Origin of the sequence: Marinobacter antarcticus (assembly GCF_900142385.1) — a bacterium.
GTDB lineage: Bacteria > Pseudomonadota > Gammaproteobacteria > Pseudomonadales > Oleiphilaceae > Marinobacter > Marinobacter antarcticus.
Window position 1 is genome coordinate 43,922 of record NZ_FRAQ01000004.1, and the last position, 20,356, is coordinate 64,277.

Sequence of the window (20,356 nt, forward strand, 5' to 3'; positions counted from 1 at the left end):
TTCAGATAATGTCTCTATTCTGGTCGTCATTCATCAATTTCGCGCTGTGTAGGTAGTTCATGAGCAAAGTAAAATGGAGTTCGCTGGGGCTGTCCGTGGTGGTTGTGATTGCTCTGGTGATCTGGATGGCAACGGGCGATATCAAAAATGCCAGTATCAAGCCCCCCGCAAAGCAGGAGGTCGCGCAGCAGGAGCGGACTCGGGTTCAGGTTACAACTCTCAACGCGCAGCGGTATGAGCCGGGCCTTCTGCTCCAGGGCCAGATTGAACCCTGGAGCGCTGTAAACGTAAGCGCCCGGGTTGCCGGCACGGTCGAGACCATTGAGGCAGAGCTTGGCGATGCGGTAAAAGCGGGGGCGGTGCTGTTAACGCTTTCGGAAGACGGCCGCAGAGCGGGAGTTGAGCGTTGGCAGGCACGGGCCAGAAAGCTTGACGCAGATCTGGCTGCCGCGCGCACATTGCGCTCCAGCAACCTGGCATCGCAGTCAGAGATACTCAGCATCGAAAGCGAACTGGCGGCAGCCCGCGCGGAGTTGAAGAATGCTCAGCTTGAAGTTTCTCATCTCAGGCCTACAGCTCCGTTTGATGGTGTGATTAACAGCAAAAACGTTGAGGCCGGCAGCCTGGTTCAGGTTGGCTCGCCTTTATATGAGCTTGTTCGCATAGATCGCCTGAAAGCTAAAGGGCAGGTGCCCCAGCAATCCGTCGCACAGGTTGCGCCGGGCCAGAAAGTGCGGGTACGCCCTCTGGACGGAGATGCGCTTGACGGAGTGGTTACCTTTGTAGCCAGTGCCGCAAACCCGGAGACCCGGAGTTTTGCGGTGGAGATTGCCGTTGAGAACCCGCAGGAGAAACGTATAGCCGGAGGCAGTGCCAACCTTCGTGTTGCTCTGGCTGATGTCCAGGCCACATTTATTTCCCCGGCTTATTTGTCTCTGGGGGACGATGGCCGCCCCGGCGTGAAGTATGTTGATGAACAGAATCGGGTTGTTTTCCGCACGGTGAAGTTAGTCAGTGTTTCCACCGAAGGCGCCTGGGTCACAGGCTTGCCCGATGAGGTTCGCCTGATTACCCGTGGTGGTGGCTTTGTCAGTGAGGGTGAGTACGTTGAGCCTGTTGATGCTGCCGACGAGCGGGGCTGAGTAATATGCGCGCTCTCATTTTCGCCGCAATAGACCGTAGCCGCACCACACTACTAACCCTGTTGTTTTTGATAGTGGGCGGTATTGCCGCATTTCAGGCCATCCCCCGGGAGGCAAACCCCGACGTTACCATTCCCATGATTTATATCTCCATGACACTGGAAGGTATAAGCCCGGAAGATGCGGAACGGCTGCTGGTACGCCCTATGGAGCAGGAACTGCGATCGCTTGAGGGCATCAAGGAAATGCGCAGCACAGCCTCAGAGGGGCATGCCTCGGTCATACTGGAGTTTGATGCCGGTTTTGATCCGGATACAGCCCTGCAGGACGTTCGGGAAAAAGTGGATACAGCCCGCAGCAAACTCCCCCGGGAAGCCGACGAGCCGCGAGTGAATGAGATTAACGTTTCTCTGTTTCCAGTGCTTTCCATTGGTCTTTCCGGGCCGCTGTCTGAGCGCGAGCTGATAACCATTGCCCGTGGGCTTCAGGATGCCATCGAAGCGATTCCCGAGGTGCTGGAAGTCGAGATCGGCGGCGACCGGGAAGATCTTCTGGAAATTGTTGTGGATCCACAGGTGTTGGAAAGCTACGGCATAGACTTCGACCAGCTCAGCTCCCTGGTAACCCGCAATAACCAACTGGTGGCAGCCGGGTCGCTGGATACCGGAAATGGCCGCATGACGCTCAAAGTGCCCGGCGTTATCGAGAATATCGAAGACGTCATGTCTATGCCGATCAAGGTTGATGGCGACACCGTGGTCACCTTCGGTGACGTCGCCATGCTGCAGCGCACCTTCAAAGATCCGACGGGGTTCGCCCGCATCAACGGCGAGCCGGCTCTTGTCCTGGAAGTGTCCAAGCGCAGTGGCGCCAACATTATTGAAACCGTAGGCCAGGTGCGAGAGTTGATTGACCGGGCAAAACCGCAGCTACCGGACTCTCTGGATATCCGCTATATCATGGATCAGTCCGACGAAGTCCGTGACCTGCTTAGCGATCTGCTCAACAACGTGCTGACCGCCATTGTTCTGGTCATCATCGTCATCATTGCCGCCATGGGGCCGCGATCGGCGTTGCTGGTGGGGCTTACCATTCCCGGAGCTTTCCTCACCGGCATTCTGGTGATCTGGATGTTGGGCCTCACCCTGAATATCGTTGTGTTGTTCAGCCTCATCTTAGTCGCCGGGATGCTGGTAGACGGGGCCATTGTGGTATCAGAGCTGGCGGACCGTAACCTGTCTGAGGGGTATACGGTAAAAGAGGCCTGGGCGGAGGCAGCCAGCCGCATGGCCTGGCCGATCATTGCGTCTACGGCTACCACCCTTGCGGTGTTCGTGCCCCTTCTGTTTTGGCCGGGTGTGGTGGGCCAATTCATGAAGTTCCTGCCCATTACCGTGATTATCTGCCTGGTCGCGTCTCTGGCTATGGCTTTGGTGTTTCTGCCGGTTCTGGGTGGAATCAGCGGCGGCCGTCGTGCCCGTATGGTCAGCGAAAGCGGGCGAATGATGCAGGGCTACCGCCGTCTGCTCTCCACACTTCTGTCCTATCCTGGCTTTACGCTGTTGGGCGTGCTGGCGGTGGTTGTGGTGGTCTATGCCGCCTATGGCAAGTTCAACTATGGCGTTGAGTTCTTCCCCAGTGTAGAGCCGGATTCTGCCCAGGTGCAGGTTCGTGCACGCGGAGATCTTTCGGTGCTGGAACGGGATGCCATTGTGCGGCAGGTAGAGGATCGTTTGCAGGGAATGCCGGAAGTTAAAGCCCTTTATGCACGGTCAATGCTGAACGTCAGCACGCAGCTGGCACCGGATGTGATCGGGGTGCTTCAGTTCCAGTTTACCGACTGGTTTACTCGCCGCCCGGCCAGCGCCATTCTTGATGACTTTCTGGCCCTTACTGAGGACATTCCGGGCATAGAGCTGGAGTTCCGCAAGCAGGACAACGGCCCTGCAGGCGGCAAGCCGATCGAGCTGCAGATCGGCAGCCACGACAGCAGCAAGCTCAACGGTTATGTGGATAAGATCGAGAACCAGATGCGTGCACAAGGCGGCTTTCTGGACATTGAAGATGACCGCAGCCTGCCGGGCATTGAATGGCGTCTGGAAGTGGATCGTGAAGCCGCTGCCCGTTTCGGAACTGATGTGCTCAGCATTGGCAGTGCGGTTCGCCTCGTGACAAATGGCCTTGTGCTGGCAACTTATCGGCCTGAAGACGTGCGTGATGAGGTGGATATTGCGGTGCGGGTTCCGAACAACTGGCGCGAACTGGATCACCTGCAACGCCAGACGATTAACACAATGCGGGGGCAGGTGCCGCTGTCTCAGTTTCTTGACCTGCAACCGGGAAACAAGACCGGCAGCATTGCCCGGGTAGATGGCCAGAGAACGGTAACCATCAAATCCGATACTCAGCCTGGCGAGCAGGCGGACAGCTTGCTGAAAGCGTTGCAGGCAGAGCTCCCCGAAACGCCCGATGGTGTGTCGGTGAAGTTTGCCGGCGAAAACGAAGATCAGCAGCAGGCTTCCAATTTTCTGGCAACCGCGTTTCTGGTGGCGATTGCCATGATGCTGCTTATTCTGGTGACCCAGTTCAACTCGCTGTACCAGAGCTTTCTGATTCTTTCAGCGATTGTTCTCTCCACTGCTGGGGTTCTTCTGGGATTGCTGCTGAACGGTCAGTCGTTCGGCATTGTCATGGTGGGGATGGGGATTATTGCGCTGGCGGGGATTGTGGTGAACAACAACATCATTCTGATTGATACCTACAACCAGATGAAAAGAGACGGAATGGCGGCCTACGAGGCGGCACTGGAAACCAGTTGCCTGCGCTTGCGTCCTGTGCTGTTGACCGCCGTTACCACCGTGCTGGGGCTGATGCCCATGGTGCTGAGTATCAACGTCGATCTGCTGACGCCATCGCTCGGACTGGGCGCGCCATCAACACAGTGGTGGGCGCAGCTTTCCAGCGCCATTGCCGGAGGTCTGGCGTTTGCCACCATACTGACACTTCTACTGACTCCTGCCATGCTGGTGCTGGGTGAGAAAACCGGCCAGCGAATCCGCAGGATCACTGGCCGGGGGTAGGGTGGTTACTGTCGGATGCGTGCCGCCAGATCACGAGCCTTGCTAGCCATGGACTCGAGTTCCGGAACGGTACGCAGGTTGTCGTCGGCGGCCTGGTGCATGGCCTCCGAAACTTCGGCCACTTCGTTGACGTTCCGGTTGATTTCCTCGCTGACGCTGGTCTGCTCTTCCGCAGCGGTGGCCACTTGGGCGGTTGCGTCGTTCACGCTGGCCATTCGGCGATTGATTTCGCCCAGAGTATTGCGAACCGCTTCCACCGATTCACTGCTTTCCTGGGCGACCACGCCGGAGGCCTGCATGAATTCGGTGGCATCGCGGGAGGCGCCGCTGATGGCTGCAATGATCTGATCGATCTCGACAGTAGCTTCCTGGGTCTTGGCGGCGAGGTTGCGGACCTCATCAGCGACCACCGCAAATCCACGACCGGCGTCACCCGCCCGGGCCGCTTCAATGGCGGCGTTCAGAGCCAGCAGGTTGGTCTGGTCGGCGATTTCCCGGATCACCTGCATTACATCACCGACTTTTTTGCCATCGCTGGCCAGCTGGTTGACGGTTTCTGCCGAGCTGCGGATCTGGTCAGTCAGCCTGAGCATGCTGTCCATGGCCTTGTTGATCTGTGAATCTGCCCGGGCGGTTTCCTCGGATGTCTCATGCACTTCCGTCGCCACGGACGCTGCATGCTGTGCTACATCCTGAGCCGTAGCGGACATCTCATTCATGGCGGTGGCGATCTGGTCAATGCGTTGGCGTGCCCGGTCTGACTGGCCGAGAACATTGTTGGCATTCCGGCTGATCAGTTCCCCGGTAGCGTGGAGCTGGCTGGCGTTTTCGCCCAGGAGGGTGCCGGTCTCACTCAGGAATCTGTGAAGGCTGCGGGCGGCATTCGCCAGTTCGCCGAGCTCATCGTTGCGCTCGAGGGTGACCGGTTCAGACAGATCACCCTTGCCCAGCCGTGAGATCTGTGAGGTCAGCTTCTGGGCGGGGCGCACGACGCTGGTCATTAGAATCAGCACCAGCACGATCGTGCCGACCACGATTGCAGCGATCAGAAGCCCTGCAAATATCAGGCTCCGGGCCTCAACGGTTTCGTTCAGAGCCTTCGCCTGAGCCTCGCTGTGTGACCGGACAGCTGCGGCAGCATCATTAATGAGGCGGGCGGGCTTTCGATCGATACCAGAGACCGCCTGGTCGCCTGCAGCGACATCAAAACCGGAGCTTCGGAAGGTGTCCAGACCTTTCCGGTAGTCCGAGCCCATATCCCGATGCGCGTCCCGGAAATCGGTCAGCAGCGATTTTGCCTTTGGCACCTCAATGCGTGGAATCAGATCGCCCAGACGCTCCTGAATAAAGGTCTCTCGCTCCTCGAAACGCTGCCAGTACTTATCGAGCTGGTCCGGACTGGCACCTCGTATCAGAACGTTTTTCCATTCCTGAACCTGGGTTTTGAATGCCACGAGGATGTCCTGAGCTTCAAGGGCTCCCACCATTTCTTCACTGACCAGCTCGCCGAAATCATTTTTCACTCGCAGTGAAAAGTTCAGATAGGCAATCGTTAGGGCGGCGATGATCAGGTTGGCTGCCAGAACCACTGACAGAGTGCGATTGAGAATGCTCTTGGAGTACCAGTTCATTGGCTTATCCTGAATGAGGGTGGGGCATAACTTTACTTAAGTCTTGGTGCATTTGGACCGGACAAAAGATGTTATCGGCACCACTAAAAAGACCTTGAGGTCTTTTCCTGAATCATCGGGCGCTCTCGATCAAGATCGCACAGGAGTGGCCAGGGAGACTCGGCTTCCGGGGCATCTTCGTAATTATTTGCAGCTACTCTCTTTGGAGGCACGCTATCGTCACGCAAAACGTGACGACATGTCATTTCAGGTATGAGTTCACAAGCCCGTCATGTTAACCGGGCTTGTAAGGGTGAGGGTTAGGCGCTGGTTTTGCGGGATTCTTTGATCACATCGTAGGCGTGGGTAATTTCCTGTGTACGTTCTTCCGCCATTTCGCGCATGCTTTCTGGAAGGCCGCGCCCTGCAAGCTTGTCGGGGTGGTTCTCGCTCATCAGTTTGCGATATACCTTCTTGAGCTCCGCATCGCTTATTGAAGGGGGTACCCCCAGAACCTTGTAAGCATCGTCATTTTGCTGAGCCGTAGACCGTTGGCTGCCAGCCTGGCCGGCGCGCGTTCCGCGCAACATAGCTTCCAGTTGATCAACCTGGCTTTCAGGCAGGCCCAGCCCGCGAGCAATGCGAACCAGCATTTCGTGCTCAGCCGGGTGCACTACGCCATCCGCCGCGACGGCGGAAACCTGAACCTGAAGAAACATCTGCAGGAAAGCTGGCTGACGCCCGCTGATGCGCAGGAAGTGATCCAGCTCTGCATCCAGATCAAAGCCTGGATTCTTGCCACGGCTGAACGCGGCCTTGGCGGTCTCTCTCTGGGCTTCGTTAAGGCGGAAGCGCACAAACATGGCTTCGGCTACTTGTATTTCATCGTCCGAAACGACGCCATCTGCCTTGCAAAGGGCGCCCATAACGGCAAATACAGATTCGATGAAGCCGGATTGAATGTTCTGGAGTTTGCCAAGCAGGCGGCTTTTCGCGCGGTTAAGTAGAAATGCACCAAGAGCTGCCCCCACCAGAAAACCGGGAAACCTGCCAAAGGCGTAACCAATCAAACCACCAATGATCATTGCAAACAGCATTAAAACGTCCTTACTGGATAATGGATCAGACCACAGAATATACGTGTTTTTCAGCGGATCTTCATGAACAGGCTTTCATTCAGGCCATCTGTTTTTCAGTGGGTCTGGGAGTTTGCAGGTTTTTCGTGTTAAAAGTACGCGCTATGACACCCGATCTGTTTGCTGATCAGCCTGTTGAAATAACGACCGAAACGCTGTCGGAGGGTGCGCTTGTGCTTCGGCATTTCGCATCGGCCGTGTGTGAGGATCTGCTGCGTGAGATCGGGCAGATAACGGCAGCTGCCCCCGCGAGGCACATGAAAACACCCGGCGGGCACCGCATGTCTGTCGCCATGAGTTGTTGTGGAAGCTGGGGTTGGGTGACCGATGGTCGAGGATATCGCTATCAGGCTGAAGATCCCTGTTCCGGCGACCTCTGGCCGGCGATGCCTTCCGTTTTCGCCGGTTTGGCAAGGTCGGCTGCACTGGCAGCGGGATATCCGGATTTCACCCCGGACGCCTGCCTCATTAACCGCTACGAACCCGGCGCAAAAATGGGGCTGCATCAGGATAAAAATGAGAGAGATCTGTCGCAGCCGATCGTATCGGTATCTCTGGGGTTGCCTCAGGTGTTCCAGTTCGGCGGACTGACGCGAAGCGAGCGCCCACTGAACATCCCTTTGGGCCACGGCGATGTGGTGGTCTGGGGTGGGCCTTCACGATTACGCTACCACGGGGTGCTCACACTGAAGGCTGGAATGCACCCAGTGACCGGCCCTTTCCGTTTCAACCTGACTTTTCGTTGCGCCCGTTAGCGGTTGCGCGACTATTGAAGCCAGGCCACCAGAAGCCCCGCACCCAGCGACAGCAGCATAGGCCCCGCCACATAGAGCCCTGTTTGTCGGTTACCAATCACCCAGGCCATGCCGGACTTGACGAGGTTATTAGTGGCGGCCGCAATAACGATACCCATAACCGCCGCATCCATCGCCAGGCCATTGTTGGACATGCGGGTAAGCGACAGAGTAATCGCATCAACGTCTGCAATGCCCGATGTAGCAGCCAGCATATAAATGCCGGTATCCCCCAGCCAGTTTTTCAGAAAGTCACCAAGAAGCAGAATGGCAGTCAGCAGTATGCCGAAGACCAGAGCCGATTTCAGATCCAGTGGGTTCTGGTTAAGCGTCGGTTGGCTTACCTGACTTGTTCCGGAGTTCCTGCGCCAAATAAGAATGGCCGGTGCGTAAAGCAGCATCGCCATCACCACTACTGGCCAGATCAGGCTCGACAGCAATTCGCGGTTGATCACGAAACAGTACACCAGTATGCGCGGGAACATGGTGCCACAGGCAATCAGGATGCCGGTGGCAAACTGTGCGTTCAGGGCGGGATGCTGATCGGCCTGGCGGGCAAAATGCAGGGTCAGTGCGGTGGAGGAGCTCAGGCCCGCAAACAGGCTGGTGAAGAGAATACCCTTGCTGGTGCCGGCCATCCGCATAGCGAAATATCCAACGAAGGATATGGACGCGATCATCACCACCATCCACCAGATTTCGCGAGGGTTGAGGACGCCACCTGGGCCCATTGGCTCGTTGGGTAGTAACGGCAGCATCACCACGGAAATAACAAGCAGTTTGAGCGCCGCATCCAGCTCGTGGGCTTTGAGTTTGTGCACCCAGCCGTGAATTTCTTCCTTGTTGTCCAGAATAATGGCGGTAATCACTGCAGCGGTGGTCGCCATCACCGGATCGACGGCTACCGCAATGGCGCCGAAACAGAACGTCAGCACCATGCCAACCATGCCGGTAATGCTGAAGTTGCGGATATGATCAAGCCGTTCGCTGTAGCCCACGATCGCCATGGCGACGACGCTCAGTAACAGAACCGGAAACGCCCAAGCGGTGATTTCCTGTGCCAGAACGGCAGAAATGCCTCCCAGAAGACCAATAAGGGAAAACGTGCGAATGCCGGCTATGCGCTCTCCGGATTTTTGTTCGCGGGCGTCCCAGCCTCTTTCAAGGCCAATGATGGCGCCAAGCAGGAGAGCGACAGCAAGATTCAGCGTAGTCTGGTGAGCGGCCAGAAACTGGGATGCAACATCGTCCATAAACGGGCGAAACTCCTTTTGATCTTCAGCGAGGCTTGAATAATAGCAGCCAGCAAGGCGGCGAGGACAGGCGCCCTTACGCCGGCACCGGTATTTTGATAGAATACGCGCCCTTTATTTTGCCGTCTCTCCAGTCTCGGCAATCCGATTTTCATTAAACAGCGCCGCCACCCGGGTACCCGAAACTATGGTAAATACTCTGAAAGCCAACTGGTTTTCCAACACCAAGGGCGACCTGCTCGCCGGAATTGTGGTTGCTCTCGCATTAATTCCGGAAGCGATTGCTTTCTCTATCATCGCCGGAGTGGACCCCAAGGTAGGGCTCTACGCCTCATTCTGTATCGCCGTGATCATTGCGTTTGTAGGCGGTCGCCCGGGCATGATCTCTGCGGCAACTGGCGCTATGGCGTTGCTGATGGTGACGCTGGTAAAGGAGCACGGCCTGGAATACCTGTTGGCCGCCACGCTGTTAACCGGGGTGATTCAGGTTGTGGCTGGCTGGCTGAAGCTGGGTAGCCTGATGCGCTTTGTATCTCGCTCGGTGGTTACAGGCTTCGTGAATGCTCTGGCAATCCTGATCTTTATGGCCCAGTTGCCTGAGCTTACCAACGTAACCTGGCACGTTTACGCAATGACTGCAGCCGGGTTGGGTATAATTTACCTGTTCCCTTATGTACCGGTGCTGGGCAAGGTGCTGCCATCGCCGCTGATTTGCATCGTGGCACTGACTATTGTGGCGGTGCTGTTCAATATAGACGTGCGTACCGTGGGCGATATGGGTGCATTGCCCGACACTCTGCCGATCTTTCTCTGGCCGGATGTGCCGCTAAACCTCGAAACCCTGATGATTATTCTGCCGTATGCCATTCCGCTGGCCATGGTCGGCTTGCTGGAATCCATGATGACCGCCACCATCGTGGATGATCTGACCGATACCGAAAGTGACCGTAATCGCGAGTGCCGAGGACAGGGGATTGCCAACATCGGGTCTGGACTGCTTGGGGGTATGGCCGGTTGCGCAATGATTGGTCAGTCGATTATCAATATCAAGTCAGGTGGCCGCACCCGGCTTTCCACGCTAACGGCCGGTGTGTTCCTGCTGGTTATGATACTTGTCCTGGACGATATTCTGGTGCGCATTCCCATGGCCGCTCTGGTGGCTGTGATGATTATGGTGTCCATTGGCACCTTCTCCTGGGAATCCATTCGCAACCTGAAAACCCATCCGCTTTCTACCAACATTGTGATGTTGGTCACTGTGTGCGTTGTTGTTGTGACTCATAACCTGGCGCTGGGCGTGTTTGCCGGTGTACTTCTTGCAGCGCTGTTCTTTGCCAACAAGATCGGGCACTTTATGGAAGTACAGACAACGCTGGACGAGTCATCGGGCACGCGCACTTACACCGTGATGGGGCAGGTATTTTTCAGTTCATCGGAAAAATTCGTTGCAGCGTTTGATTTCCGTGAAGTGGTCGATAAAGTGGTTATCGACGTCAGCCGCGCCCACTTCTGGGACATTACTGCCGTGGGTGCGCTGGATAAGGTGGTGATCAAGTTCCGCCGTGAGGGTGCGGAGGTGGAAGTGATCGGCATGAACCAGGCCAGCGCCACCATCGTTGACCGTTTTGGAGTACACGACAAGCCGGAAGGCGTCGACCAGTTGATAGGCCATTAATATGCAAGACACGACAGAGAACCCCCAAGCCACTCCTCAGTCCAATCGGCAGGATACGCTGCACGTTGTGGCCTGCATTGACGGCTCCAGCGCTGCACCGGCGGTATGTGATTACGCCGCCTGGGCCAGTAAGCATATGGATTCACCGTTGACTCTGCTGCACGTGCTCGACGAAGAGCGTTATCCGTCAGAGCCGGATCTGGCCGGGAACATTGGCCTGGGTAGTCGCGAGCATCTGTTGGATGAACTGGCTCAACTGGATCGCAAGCGGGCCAAACTGGCGCTGGAACACGGTAATCATATGCTGGACGAGGCGGCGCAAAGGTTGCAGACAGTCGGTATCAGCGAGATCAAAAAACGTCAGCGTCACGGCGATCTGACCGAATCGCTGCTGGGCATGCAGGAACAGGTCCGTCTGCTGGTAATGGGGCTGCACGGCGAAAGCAGTTCAGACCGTGATCAACACATTGGCAGCCAGCTGGAAACCGTCATCCGCAGTATGAGCCGCCCGATTCTTCTGGTGCCGAATGAGTTTTCAGCGCCCAAAAGCTCCATGCTGGCTTTCGATGGCAGCGCAACAGCGTTTCGTGGAGTTGAGCACCTGGCTGCCAGCCCGGTACTCAAAGGCATGCCGCTGCATCTGGTGATGGTGGGCAATGAAACGCCTGAAGCCATGGCCCAGCTGCGCAAAGCCGAGGCTATGCTGGCTCCTTTGGAGTCCGACATTACACTGGCCATCCGTAGCGGTGTTGTAGAGTCGGTGCTGCATGGTTATCAGGATGAGTTCAATATCGATATTCTGGTGATGGGCGCTTACGGCCACTCGAAAATACGCCGCTTTTTGTTGGGCAGCACGACCACCAGTATGCTGACGTCGGCTAAAAAGCCGCTGGTGATTCTGCGCTAGGTTTTGGCCAGACAGTTGAGACCTTGGAAAAGCCAGACACAAAAAAGGCGAAGCCGTTATGCGGCTTCGCCTTTTTTGTGTCTGCGACAGGCGCTTACAGCCCCAGTTTTTCTGCCACGTAGTCGGCGTCTTTATCCCCACGGCCTGAAAGGTTGATCAGAATGGACTGCTCCTGCGATAGCTTTGGAGCCTCGCGTATGGCCCAAGCCACCGCGTGAGCGCTTTCCAGCGCAGGAATGATGCCTTCCACCCGCGACAGCATCATAAACGCATCCAGACACTCGTTGTCATTGGCGCTGGCGTACTCCACACGGCCCAGGTCTTTCAGATGGCTGTGCTGTGGGCCACTGCCAGGGTAGTCCAGCCCGGAAGCAATGGAGTGCACAGGCATTGGGTTACCTTCGCTATCTTCGAGCACATAGCAGGCCATGCCGTGTATCTGACCGGGCTTGCCCAGTGTCATGGTTGCTGCGTGGCGATCTGTATCCAGGCCTTCACCGGCCGGCTCTACACCTACCAGCTTGACGCTTTCATCATTCAGGAACGCCGTGAAAATGCCCATGGCATTGGAACCGCCACCCACGCAGGCAGCTACGTAATCCGGAAGCTTCTTGTAACGCTCCATAAACTGCGCGCGGGCTTCGCGACCAACAACCGACTGAAAGTCGCGAACCATCCCCGGGAAGGGATGCGGGCCAACAACGGAGCCAATGGCGTAGATGAAATTCTGCGGATCTTTCAGGTACTCATCAAAGGCGCTGTCGACGGCGTCTTTGAGGGTGGCGGTACCGCGAGTAACCGGAACCAGCGTGGCGCCCAGGATTTTCATCTTGGTCACGTTCGGGTGTTCTTTGGCGATATCCACCGTACCCATATGGATCTCGCAGGGAATGCCCACCAGAGCGCAAGCCGTTGCCAAGGCGACACCGTGCTGGCCCGCGCCAGTCTCCGCAATGACTTTGGTCTTGCCCATGAACTTCGCCAGCAAGGCTTCACCCAGGCAGTGATTGATCTTGTGAGCACCGGTGTGGTTAAGGTCCTCCCGTTTCAGATAGATGCGCGCTCCTCCGAGCTTTTCGGACAGACGGCGCGCGTAGAAAATCGGGCTGGGGCGACCCACATAGTCTGCTAGCAAGTAATTCAGTTCATCCTGAAAATCCTTACGCTGGCGGATTTCCTGATAGGCGGCGCTGATTTCATCCATTACCTGCTTCATTTCCGGCGGCACAAACTGCCCTCCGAATTTACCAAAAAAACCCTGTGCATCGGGCAGGTTGTCATAGGGGGAAGGTGTGCTCATAAAATAGTGTCTCGCTCGAAATTATGGAGTAATGATAGCGCTCCGTTCGGGGTCGCTCAATGCTGATAGAACCTGGGGGAATGAGTTGTGCCTTTCAAATCAGGCTGACTGCCCCGCAGCCACCCCTGAAGCCCAGGCCCAATTAAAGTTATGCCCGCCCAGGTGGCCTGTTACGTCCACAACCTCGCCAATAAAGTACAGGTTCGGATGATCGAGTGCTGCCATGGTTTTTGATGAAAGCTGGCGGGTGTCTACACCGCCCAGAGTTACTTCAGCTGTGCGATACCCTTCTGTTCCCGCTGGCTTGACTGTCCACTGCCCCAGTGTGTCCGCAATCTGCTCAAGATCGATATTCTTGTAGGCCTGAAGAGGGCCTTGCCAGCCGTATAGCTCGTTGAAGGCCTGCGCAAAACGCTTGGGCAGGTGCTGGGCCAGGTACTGGGCAACGGTTGATTGCGGCTTTTGTTTGCGCAGGGAAGCAAGATCTTCACGGATATTGCGCTCTGGTAGCAGGTTGATCCTCAGCGGATCGCCGGGATGCCAGAAGCTGGAGATCTGTAGCATCGACGGTCCGCTCAGGCCCCGGTGTGTGACCAGCATGGGTTCACGGAAATGTTGATTATTACAGGCTGCATCCACCGGGCAACTCACGCCTGAGAGAGGTGCCAGTTGCTGTTTCAACTCCGGGTGCAGCGTGAAGGGCACAAGCCCTGCCCGGGTAGGCAGAACCGTAAGCCCGAACTGCCGGGCAATCTCGTACCCGAATCCTGTGGCACCCATGGTCGGGATGGATAGCCCTCCGCAGGCGATAACCAGGGATTCACAGAGCAAAGTGCCTGAGCCGGTTTTTACACGGTAGTGTTCGGCCTCCTGGGCAATGCCTTTCACGCTGGTTTTCATGCGGATTTCGGCACCGGCCCATTCGCATTCGGTCAGCAGCATGGTGACTATGTCTTTTGCGCTGTCCTTGCAGAACAACTGGCCGGCTGCTTTCTCTTCGTGTTCTATGCCGTGACGCTCCACAAGATCCAGAAAATGCTGCGGGGTATAGCGTTTTAGCGCTGAGATGCAGAAACGTGGGTTGTCTGATAGAAAGTTGGCAGGCGTGCTGTTGAGATTGATGAAATTACAGCGCCCGCCACCGGACATGAGAATTTTTTTACCGGGTTTGTTGGCGTGATCGAGTACCAGCACCTTGCGACCACGATAGCCTGCTGTGGCTGCGCACATCAGGCCTGCGGCGCCGGCACCGATAATGATCACATCGTACTGGTTGCTGGAGCTTGCCGTCATTGCTGCCTGCCGGTTGGTTTATGTGGTGCGCAGTATACCAGCCTCAGGACAAGGTTACGGTTCAATCCATGTGAACAGTTCCTTCCATATAGAACGCGGCTTGCCCCGCGATAGCGACACGATCGCCCTTCAATTCACAGCGTAAAAAACCGCCACGAGCTGAGAGTTGCCTTGCCTCGAGAATGGTTTTGCCGAGCTTTTCTGCCCAGTAGGGCACCAGCACACTGTGAATCGAGCCGGTTACCGGGTCTTCATCAAGCCCCGCGCCGGGGGCGAAGTAACGGCTAACAAAGTCGGCAGTCTCGCCAGGTGCGGTGATGATCAAACCCAGATTGTCGAGTTCTTTTAGCATACGCATATCCGGTTGCGCTGCTTTCACGGCGGTCTCATTTTCCAGAACGACCATGTAGTTGGAGTCGCCGGGAACGTAGAAGGCAGTCGCGGGTGCGCCTTCAAGGGCGCCACTTATATTCGCCGGTGTTTCTCGCTCCTCGACAGGAAGGTTGGGAAAATCCAGAACCAGCCAGTCGTCCGGAGCTTTGTGGATACCCAGTGGACCGCTTTTGGAGTGAAAACGAATGTGCTCCGCAGGCCAATTCAACTTATTGAAAATAACCCAGGCGCTGGCCAGAGTGGCATGCCCGCAAAGAGGCACCTCGATACGGGGAGTGAACCAACGTATGTGAAAGTCCGAGTCATCGGCGCCGGGTTCGTGCACAAAAAACGCCGTCTCCGACAGGTTGTTCTCGGCGGCCAGTGCCTGAAGTGTCTCATCCGGAAGCCATGCTTTCAGTGGCATGACAGCGGCCGGATTACCCTTGAAAAGCTCGCTGGTAAAAGCGTCTATCTGATAGATGGGATAACTCATGTTCTGTTCTCCGGGAGCAAACGCTTAGCGTAGTGGTGGGCTTTGTAGCTGGCAAACTGTGCCAGCTCACGCTCACTGTATAAGTGCAGCTCGGGTAGCAGGTTATGGTGTGTAACTACCCAGTGCTTGTCTTCGATTTCAGACAAGTTCGAGTCCTGCTTGCGGCTGAACGGCGGCAACCCCTGGAGCGAGCGTATCTACCAGGCAATCGCCAGGCTTGGCGCGCTTGTCCATGAGGAGCAAGTCAACAAGATTGGTGTATAGTCTTTGCTTAATAGTACGTTAGTGTAATTTCTCGAAACGGCCCAATTTAATACTATCCCGACTAGACGAAAGTACAGTAACTCCAGCGATTTTTCCGAATAGGCCACAAGAATAACAGGCCTGCACAGAGGACCACCCAATGACCTCAATCTTCGATCAGGGCCTTGCCCCCGTTGATGCTAACTACGCCGTTCAATCCCCGATTGATTTTATTGAGCGTACCGCCAGTGTTTACCCCGAGTATCCCTCCATCATTCACGGGGCCATCCGATACAACTGGTCTCAGACTTATGATCGCTCACGGCGCTTGGCTTCGGCCTTGAAAGGTCGTGGCATTGGCCAAGGCGATACGGTAGCCGCCATGTTGCCCAATATTCCGGCCATGGTGGAGTGTCATTTCGGTGTGCCCATGATTGGCGCAGTCTTGAATGCATTGAATATACGCCTGGATGCAGAAGCCATTGCCTTCATGCTTGAGCACGGTGAGTCCAAGGCTGTGATCGCAGATCGTGAATTCGGTGCGGTGATTCGCGATGCTGTCAGCCGTATGGAAAACAAGCCGCTGATCATCGATGTGGACGACCCGGAATACGGCGAGGGTGTTCAGGTCAGCGACCTGGACTACGAAGCATTTCTGAAAGAAGGTGATCCGCAGTTTCAGTGGAGCTTCCCGGAAAGTGAGTGGGATGCCATATCGCTGAACTACACTTCCGGAACCACCGGCAACCCCAAAGGCGTGGTGTATCACCATCGCGGCGCTTATATCAACGCGCTGGGTAACCAGGCAGTGTGGTCGATGGGCATGCACCCTGTGTATCTGTGGACGTTGCCGATGTTCCACTGCAATGGCTGGTGCTTCCCCTGGACGATTACCGCCATGGCGGGCACCCACGTGTGTCTGCGCCGGGTAGACCCGGTAAAGATCCTTCAGCTGATCAAAGAACACCAGGTTACCCACATGTGTGGTGCGCCCATTGTGCTGAACGCACTGCTGAATGTGCCGCCTGAGGCCAAAGCAGGTATTGACCACGAAGTCCGCTCCATGACCGCGGGTGCGGCGCCTCCGGCTCAGGTGATTGGTGCCGTCGAGGAAATGGGCATTAAGGTGACTCACGTATACGGCCTGACGGAGGTCTATGGCCCGGTAACGGTTTGCGCGTGGAAGTCCGAATGGGACGAGTTGCCGCTGCATGACCGTGCGAAGATTAAAGCCCGCCAGGGCGTGCGTTACCATACGCTTGCCGGCACCATGGTGGGTGACATCAACACAATGGAAGCGGTTCCCAAAGATGGTAAAACCATCGGCGAGATCTTCCTGCGTGGTAATACAGTTATGAAAGGCTACCTGAAGAATCCGAAAGCCACTGAGGAGGCGTTCCGCGGCGGCTGGTTCCACACTGGTGATTTGGCTGTGTGGCACGAGGATGGCTACATGGAAATCAAAGATCGCCTGAAGGACATCATTATTTCCGGTGGCGAGAACATTTCCACCATTGAGGTTGAGGATGTGCTCTACCGGCATCCAGCCGTTCTGGAGGCTGCGGTGGTGGCGCGACCGGATGAAAAGTGGGGCGAAACGCCCTGTGCCTTTGTAACGCTGAAGCCAGAAGCGGGGGATGTGAGCGAAGAAGATATTATCAATTTCTGTCGCGGACACCTGGCGCGTTTCAAGGTGCCCAAGACCGTTGTTTTCTCTGAATTGCCCAAGACATCGACAGGCAAGATCCAGAAGTTTGTGCTCAGAGATCAGGCCAAAGCTCTGGAGTAACTTGCTGACAGAATGTCATTTCGTGACAATCTGTCCGATTGTGGTGTCAGGCCTCTTCCTTTATTTGGGAATTCAGGTTTAAACTGCCTGAAGTGATGAGTTTTTGTCCGATTGGGACGGCTGATCACACCATAATAAAAAAGGAGGCAGTCATGACTCTCAGCTCCACTCCCGAGGGGGTGTCCGTTCAGCCACGGCACCTGCACTTTGATGTCAGCGAAGATCTGAAAACGCTCTGGCACGGCGATGATGCGTTCCGGACAGCGTTCTTCAATGCGTTATCGCTTCAGTTCCCGGACGGTGAACAGCAGTTTATAAACGCGGTGCGGCTCTACCAGGGCAAGATTGAAGACCCGAAACTGAAAGCCGAGATTCGCGGCTTTATCGGCCAGGAAGCTTTGCACAGTCGTGAACATAAAGCCTACAACGAGGCCTTGAAAGCACGGGGTTATGACATCGTCGGGCTGGATCGCCGTTTTCGCAAGCACATGGAGTGGGTTGGAAAGCTGTCGCCCAGCCGGCAACTGGCGGGCACTTGCGGCGCCGAGCATTACACTGCAGTGCTGGCCAATGCCATTCTGAGCAACCCCGAATGGCTGGCTGGTGCCAAGCCTGTCATGGCAGAGCTCTGGCGCTGGCATGCTATCGAAGAAACCGAGCACAAATCGGTGGCGTTTGATGTTTACCGGGAGTGCGTTGGTAACGAGCGCCTGCGACGGATTATTTTTCTGTTTGTGACCTGGAACTTCTTCAAGTACACCTTCCTGAATACCTGCAGCCTGCTGAAAACTGACGGTAGGCTCTGGAGCCTTCGCACCTGGATGGGCGGGCTCAGCTTCTTGTGGGGTAAGCCCGGCATTCTGCGGAAGTGTCTGCCTGGGTTTCTGGCGTATTTTCGAAAGGACTTCCACCCCTGGCATCAGGACAACAGGGCGCTGCTGGAAAAAAATCTCCGGGAACTGGAGGCTGGCAGCCTGACCTGAACAGAAACTCAGGCTCAGCCCGAGGCGATCGAACTGGCCCGTGCGCAGCGAACCCAACGTAATTCTGGCAAACTTGCCTAGGCAGCCTCCATGTTAGCCTCGTCGTATCGCGTATAATTCCAATCGTTTTGCATCATATCGACAGGGCCGCCAATATCATGACCAGAGACAAGATCGATCCAGGCAGTCAACTGCTTGAACTGCATGTGAAGCATGAGGTTGCTTCGCTGAAAGGCGCAAAGCTTCGCAAGTTCCTTAAGCAGGAGGTCAGTGAGATTCTTGATCTCGCAGGTGAAGTCACACTGAACCGCATCGCCTCGGAAAACCAGGTGATGGATATCATTCAGCGTGTCGTTGTGAATATGGAACTGGACGCGGGAGTTCCGGAGCTGGCGGGTGAAATGGCCACTGAAGTGCTGAATGCACCGGTTCAGGAAAAGACAGCACTGGGAGACATTATCACCCGGGAGCAGGCCACCGGCTTCGTGGAAGAAATGCTTGAGTTGAGGCAGCAGCGCGAGCGGGTGATCAGTGAAATTATGGCGCACCCGGTCTATCAGGAACTGGTCTCAAATATGGTGTATCAGGGGGTAGTCAATTACCTCTATGAAGACAACCTGATTACAAAGTCGGTACCCGGTGTCGGTTCCATGATGAAGTTTGGCAAGCGTATGGCGAACAAGGCGGTACCCGGGCTGGACGAAACGTTTGAGCGCCGGCTAAAAGCCTGGCTTTCAGACAGCCTGCCAGGGCTGATTAACCGCAGTGAGCTGTTCCTGCAAAAGGCACTCTCCGATGATGAGGTGAGGGATACGGTTATGGCGGCCTGGGTTGCCATGGAGGACCGAACGCTTGCGGATTTGCATGAAGGGCTGGGCGACGTTCAGCTGCAGGAGTTTGTGGTGCTGGGCTATGAGTTCTGGCTGCAGTTCCGGAAAACTGCCTACTTTGAGGGTTGTACCCGGGCCGTGGTTGCGCACCTGTTCGTAAAATATGGCGATCGGCCGCTCACCGACCTGCTCGGCGACGTTGGGGTTACCCGTGAGGTAATCATGACAGAGGTAGACGCCTGGGCTATTCCGGTTATAGACGTGCTTCGGGAAGAGGGTTATGTTGAGGCGCTTGTGCGTCGGCGACTGTCAGCTTTCTACAGCTCCGCAGCGGCACGCAAAATTCTTGAGCAGGAGTCATAGCCTTCAGTCTTCTGCATTAAAAGATACGGAGGTCTGTTTGTTTACTGATCTGTTTTGGGCCTACCTGATTGCAATAAGTTTGCTGACCGTAACGCCGGGTGTGGATACACTTCTGGTTATGCGCAACGCCGGTCGCGGGGGCTTTCGGGATGGCTGTGTGACCAGCGCAGGTATTTGCAGTGGCCTGTTTATTCACGCCACTCTCTCGGCTCTGGGCATCTCCCTCCTTTTGCTAGAAACGGCTTGGGCATTCTCCGCGCTGAAGTGGGCCGGGGCCTGTTATCTGATCTGGCTTGGTCTTGGTTCGCTGAGGCAGGCTATAAATCGCGGGCCCGCTCTCAGCCCGGAATCGCCTTCGGTTGCGCGCCGCTGTGTTCCTTTAACGGTGTCGTTTCGTGAAGGCCTGCTCTCCAATGTGCTCAATCCGAAAACTGCTCTGTTTTATATGGCTCTGTTGCCTCAGTTTGTGGACCCTTCAGGGAGTGCTTTCCTGCAGTCGCTGATGCTGGCCGGCGTGCATTTTCTACTGGCGATGTTCTGGCAGTGCGGGTTGGCGTGGATGGTTGTGCGTTTCCGGGGCGTAGGTGTTGGTGTTCGGGTTAAGCGGCTGCTCAATGGGCTGACCGGAGGGTTCTTTATTGCAATGGGAGCCAAGCTCGCAGTCAATTGACCGGGGAGTCAGGGAGCATACAAATAAAAAGGGAAGCCGGTGTCGGCTTCCCTTTTTTTGATTCAGACGGTAGCGCTCAACCGCGCTGGACTCACTTCTCTAGATATTGAAGCTTGTTGGGCTTACCATCCCACTCTTCGGCTTCCGGTAGTGGATCTTTCTTCTCGGTGATGTTGGGCCACTTGCCCGCCAGATCGGCGTTGAGTTCTACAAACTGGGCCTGATCTGCAGGGAGTTCGTCTTCCGAGAAAATCGCTTCGGCCGGGCACTCTGGCTCACACAGCGCACAGTCGATACACTCGTCCGGATCGATTACCAGAAAGTTGGGCCCTTCGTAGAAGCAGTCTACCGGGCACACTTCCACGCAGTCTGTGTATTTGCACTTGATGCAGTTATCGGTAACGATAAACGCCATAATCA

Annotated in this window: 17 protein-coding genes; 9 read left to right on the top strand and 8 right to left on the bottom strand. The window is 55.9% G+C overall.

Features of this window, described 5'->3' with window-relative positions:
- The first annotated feature begins 59 nt into the window (after positions 1-59).
- Entirely contained in the window at positions 60-1,142 is a 1,083-nt protein-coding gene (locus BUA49_RS15570; protein ID WP_072799271.1) for an efflux RND transporter periplasmic adaptor subunit, read from the top strand.
- 5 nt (positions 1,143-1,147) lie between these two features.
- Entirely contained in the window at positions 1,148-4,222 is a 3,075-nt protein-coding gene (locus BUA49_RS15575; protein WP_072799273.1) for an efflux RND transporter permease subunit, read from the top strand.
- Between the two features lie 5 nt (positions 4,223-4,227).
- Here the strand turns inward: BUA49_RS15575 and BUA49_RS15580 are convergent, their stop codons facing one another.
- A complete protein-coding gene (locus tag BUA49_RS15580; protein WP_072799274.1) occupies positions 4,228-5,853 on the bottom strand; it encodes a methyl-accepting chemotaxis protein in 1,626 nt (541 codons plus the stop codon).
- A gap of 299 nt (positions 5,854-6,152) precedes the next feature.
- A complete protein-coding gene (djlA, locus tag BUA49_RS15585; RefSeq protein ID WP_072799276.1) occupies positions 6,153-6,929 on the bottom strand; it encodes a co-chaperone DjlA in 777 nt (258 codons plus the stop codon).
- A gap of 143 nt (positions 6,930-7,072) precedes the next feature.
- On the opposite strand from djlA, the gene alkB reads away from it, so the two are divergent.
- Positions 7,073-7,723 (top strand): DNA oxidative demethylase AlkB, encoded by a 651-nt coding sequence (gene alkB / locus BUA49_RS15590; RefSeq protein WP_072799528.1) that lies wholly within the window; start codon positions 7,073-7,075, stop codon positions 7,721-7,723.
- A gap of 11 nt (positions 7,724-7,734) precedes the next feature.
- Here the strand turns inward: alkB and BUA49_RS15595 are convergent, their stop codons facing one another.
- Positions 7,735-9,015, bottom strand: coding sequence for an MgtC/SapB family protein (locus BUA49_RS15595; protein ID WP_072799278.1), 1,281 nt, complete (start codon positions 9,013-9,015; stop codon positions 7,735-7,737).
- Positions 9,016-9,202: 187 nt separating this feature from the next.
- Between BUA49_RS15595 and BUA49_RS15600 the strand changes: the two genes are divergently transcribed.
- On the top strand, positions 9,203-10,690 hold the full coding sequence (locus tag BUA49_RS15600; RefSeq protein ID WP_072799279.1) for a SulP family inorganic anion transporter: 1,488 nt from the start codon (positions 9,203-9,205) through the stop codon (positions 10,688-10,690).
- Position 10,691: 1 nt separating this feature from the next.
- Entirely contained in the window at positions 10,692-11,597 is a 906-nt protein-coding gene (locus BUA49_RS15605) for a universal stress protein (protein WP_072799281.1), read from the top strand.
- A 94-nt stretch (positions 11,598-11,691) separates the two neighbouring features.
- Here BUA49_RS15605 and trpB read toward each other — a convergent pair whose 3' ends face one another.
- The 4 genes from trpB to BUA49_RS17825 form a co-directional block, all read right to left on the bottom strand.
- Entirely contained in the window at positions 11,692-12,897 is a 1,206-nt protein-coding gene (trpB, locus tag BUA49_RS15610) for a tryptophan synthase subunit beta (RefSeq protein ID WP_072799283.1), read from the bottom strand.
- A 99-nt stretch (positions 12,898-12,996) separates the two neighbouring features.
- Complete coding sequence (locus tag BUA49_RS15615; protein WP_072799284.1) at positions 12,997-14,190, bottom strand: BaiN/RdsA family NAD(P)/FAD-dependent oxidoreductase; 1,194 nt, start codon at positions 14,188-14,190, stop codon at positions 12,997-12,999.
- 61 nt (positions 14,191-14,251) lie between these two features.
- The gene (locus BUA49_RS15620; protein WP_072799286.1) at positions 14,252-15,058 is read right to left on the bottom strand and encodes a PhzF family phenazine biosynthesis protein; all 807 of its coding nucleotides are present in this window, start codon (positions 15,056-15,058) and stop codon (positions 14,252-14,254) included.
- The gene (locus tag BUA49_RS17825) at positions 15,055-15,204 is read right to left on the bottom strand and encodes a hypothetical protein (protein WP_175547602.1); all 150 of its coding nucleotides are present in this window, start codon (positions 15,202-15,204) and stop codon (positions 15,055-15,057) included. The genes BUA49_RS15620 and BUA49_RS17825 overlap by 4 nt, the downstream gene beginning before the upstream one ends.
- A gap of 257 nt (positions 15,205-15,461) precedes the next feature.
- Between BUA49_RS17825 and BUA49_RS15625 the strand changes: the two genes are divergently transcribed.
- The 4 genes from BUA49_RS15625 (at position 15,462) to BUA49_RS15640 (ending at position 19,936) form a co-directional block, all read left to right on the top strand.
- Positions 15,462-17,090 carry an acyl-CoA synthetase gene (locus BUA49_RS15625; RefSeq protein ID WP_072799287.1) on the top strand — a complete coding sequence of 543 codons (1,629 nt, stop codon included), beginning with the start codon at positions 15,462-15,464 and terminating at the stop codon, positions 17,088-17,090.
- Positions 17,091-17,242: 152 nt separating this feature from the next.
- Positions 17,243-18,073 carry a metal-dependent hydrolase gene (locus BUA49_RS15630; protein ID WP_072799289.1) on the top strand — a complete coding sequence of 277 codons (831 nt, stop codon included), beginning with the start codon at positions 17,243-17,245 and terminating at the stop codon, positions 18,071-18,073.
- Between the two features lie 158 nt (positions 18,074-18,231).
- Positions 18,232-19,266: a hypothetical protein gene (locus BUA49_RS15635; protein ID WP_072799291.1), complete on the top strand. Its 1,035-nt coding sequence runs from the start codon at positions 18,232-18,234 to the stop codon at positions 19,264-19,266.
- Positions 19,267-19,303: 37 nt separating this feature from the next.
- Positions 19,304-19,936: a LysE family translocator gene (locus BUA49_RS15640; protein WP_072799293.1), complete on the top strand. Its 633-nt coding sequence runs from the start codon at positions 19,304-19,306 to the stop codon at positions 19,934-19,936.
- Between the two features lie 91 nt (positions 19,937-20,027).
- On the opposite strand, the gene fdxA is transcribed toward BUA49_RS15640, so the two are convergent.
- A complete protein-coding gene (gene fdxA, locus BUA49_RS15645) occupies positions 20,028-20,351 on the bottom strand; it encodes a ferredoxin FdxA (RefSeq protein ID WP_072799295.1) in 324 nt (107 codons plus the stop codon).
- Positions 20,352-20,356: the final 5 nt, after the last annotated feature.

Coding starts and splice junctions, on each gene's coding strand:
- BUA49_RS15570 (WP_072799271.1), top strand. CDS start 60: ATGAGCAAAGTAAAATGGAGTTCGCTGGGGCTGTCCGTGGTGGTTGTG.
- BUA49_RS15575 (WP_072799273.1), top strand. CDS start 1,148: ATGCGCGCTCTCATTTTCGCCGCAATAGACCGTAGCCGCACCACACTA.
- BUA49_RS15580 (WP_072799274.1), bottom strand. CDS start 5,853: ATGAACTGGTACTCCAAGAGCATTCTCAATCGCACTCTGTCAGTGGTT.
- djlA (WP_072799276.1), bottom strand. CDS start 6,929: ATGCTGTTTGCAATGATCATTGGTGGTTTGATTGGTTACGCCTTTGGC.
- alkB (WP_072799528.1), top strand. CDS start 7,073: ATGACACCCGATCTGTTTGCTGATCAGCCTGTTGAAATAACGACCGAA.
- BUA49_RS15595 (WP_072799278.1), bottom strand. CDS start 9,015: ATGGACGATGTTGCATCCCAGTTTCTGGCCGCTCACCAGACTACGCTG.
- BUA49_RS15600 (WP_072799279.1), top strand. CDS start 9,203: ATGGTAAATACTCTGAAAGCCAACTGGTTTTCCAACACCAAGGGCGAC.
- BUA49_RS15605 (WP_072799281.1), top strand. CDS start 10,692: ATGCAAGACACGACAGAGAACCCCCAAGCCACTCCTCAGTCCAATCGG.
- trpB (WP_072799283.1), bottom strand. CDS start 12,897: ATGAGCACACCTTCCCCCTATGACAACCTGCCCGATGCACAGGGTTTT.
- BUA49_RS15615 (WP_072799284.1), bottom strand. CDS start 14,190: ATGACGGCAAGCTCCAGCAACCAGTACGATGTGATCATTATCGGTGCC.
- BUA49_RS15620 (WP_072799286.1), bottom strand. CDS start 15,058: ATGAGTTATCCCATCTATCAGATAGACGCTTTTACCAGCGAGCTTTTC.
- BUA49_RS15625 (WP_072799287.1), top strand. CDS start 15,462: ATGACCTCAATCTTCGATCAGGGCCTTGCCCCCGTTGATGCTAACTAC.
- BUA49_RS15630 (WP_072799289.1), top strand. CDS start 17,243: ATGACTCTCAGCTCCACTCCCGAGGGGGTGTCCGTTCAGCCACGGCAC.
- BUA49_RS15635 (WP_072799291.1), top strand. CDS start 18,232: ATGACCAGAGACAAGATCGATCCAGGCAGTCAACTGCTTGAACTGCAT.
- fdxA (WP_072799295.1), bottom strand. CDS start 20,351: ATGGCGTTTATCGTTACCGATAACTGCATCAAGTGCAAATACACAGAC.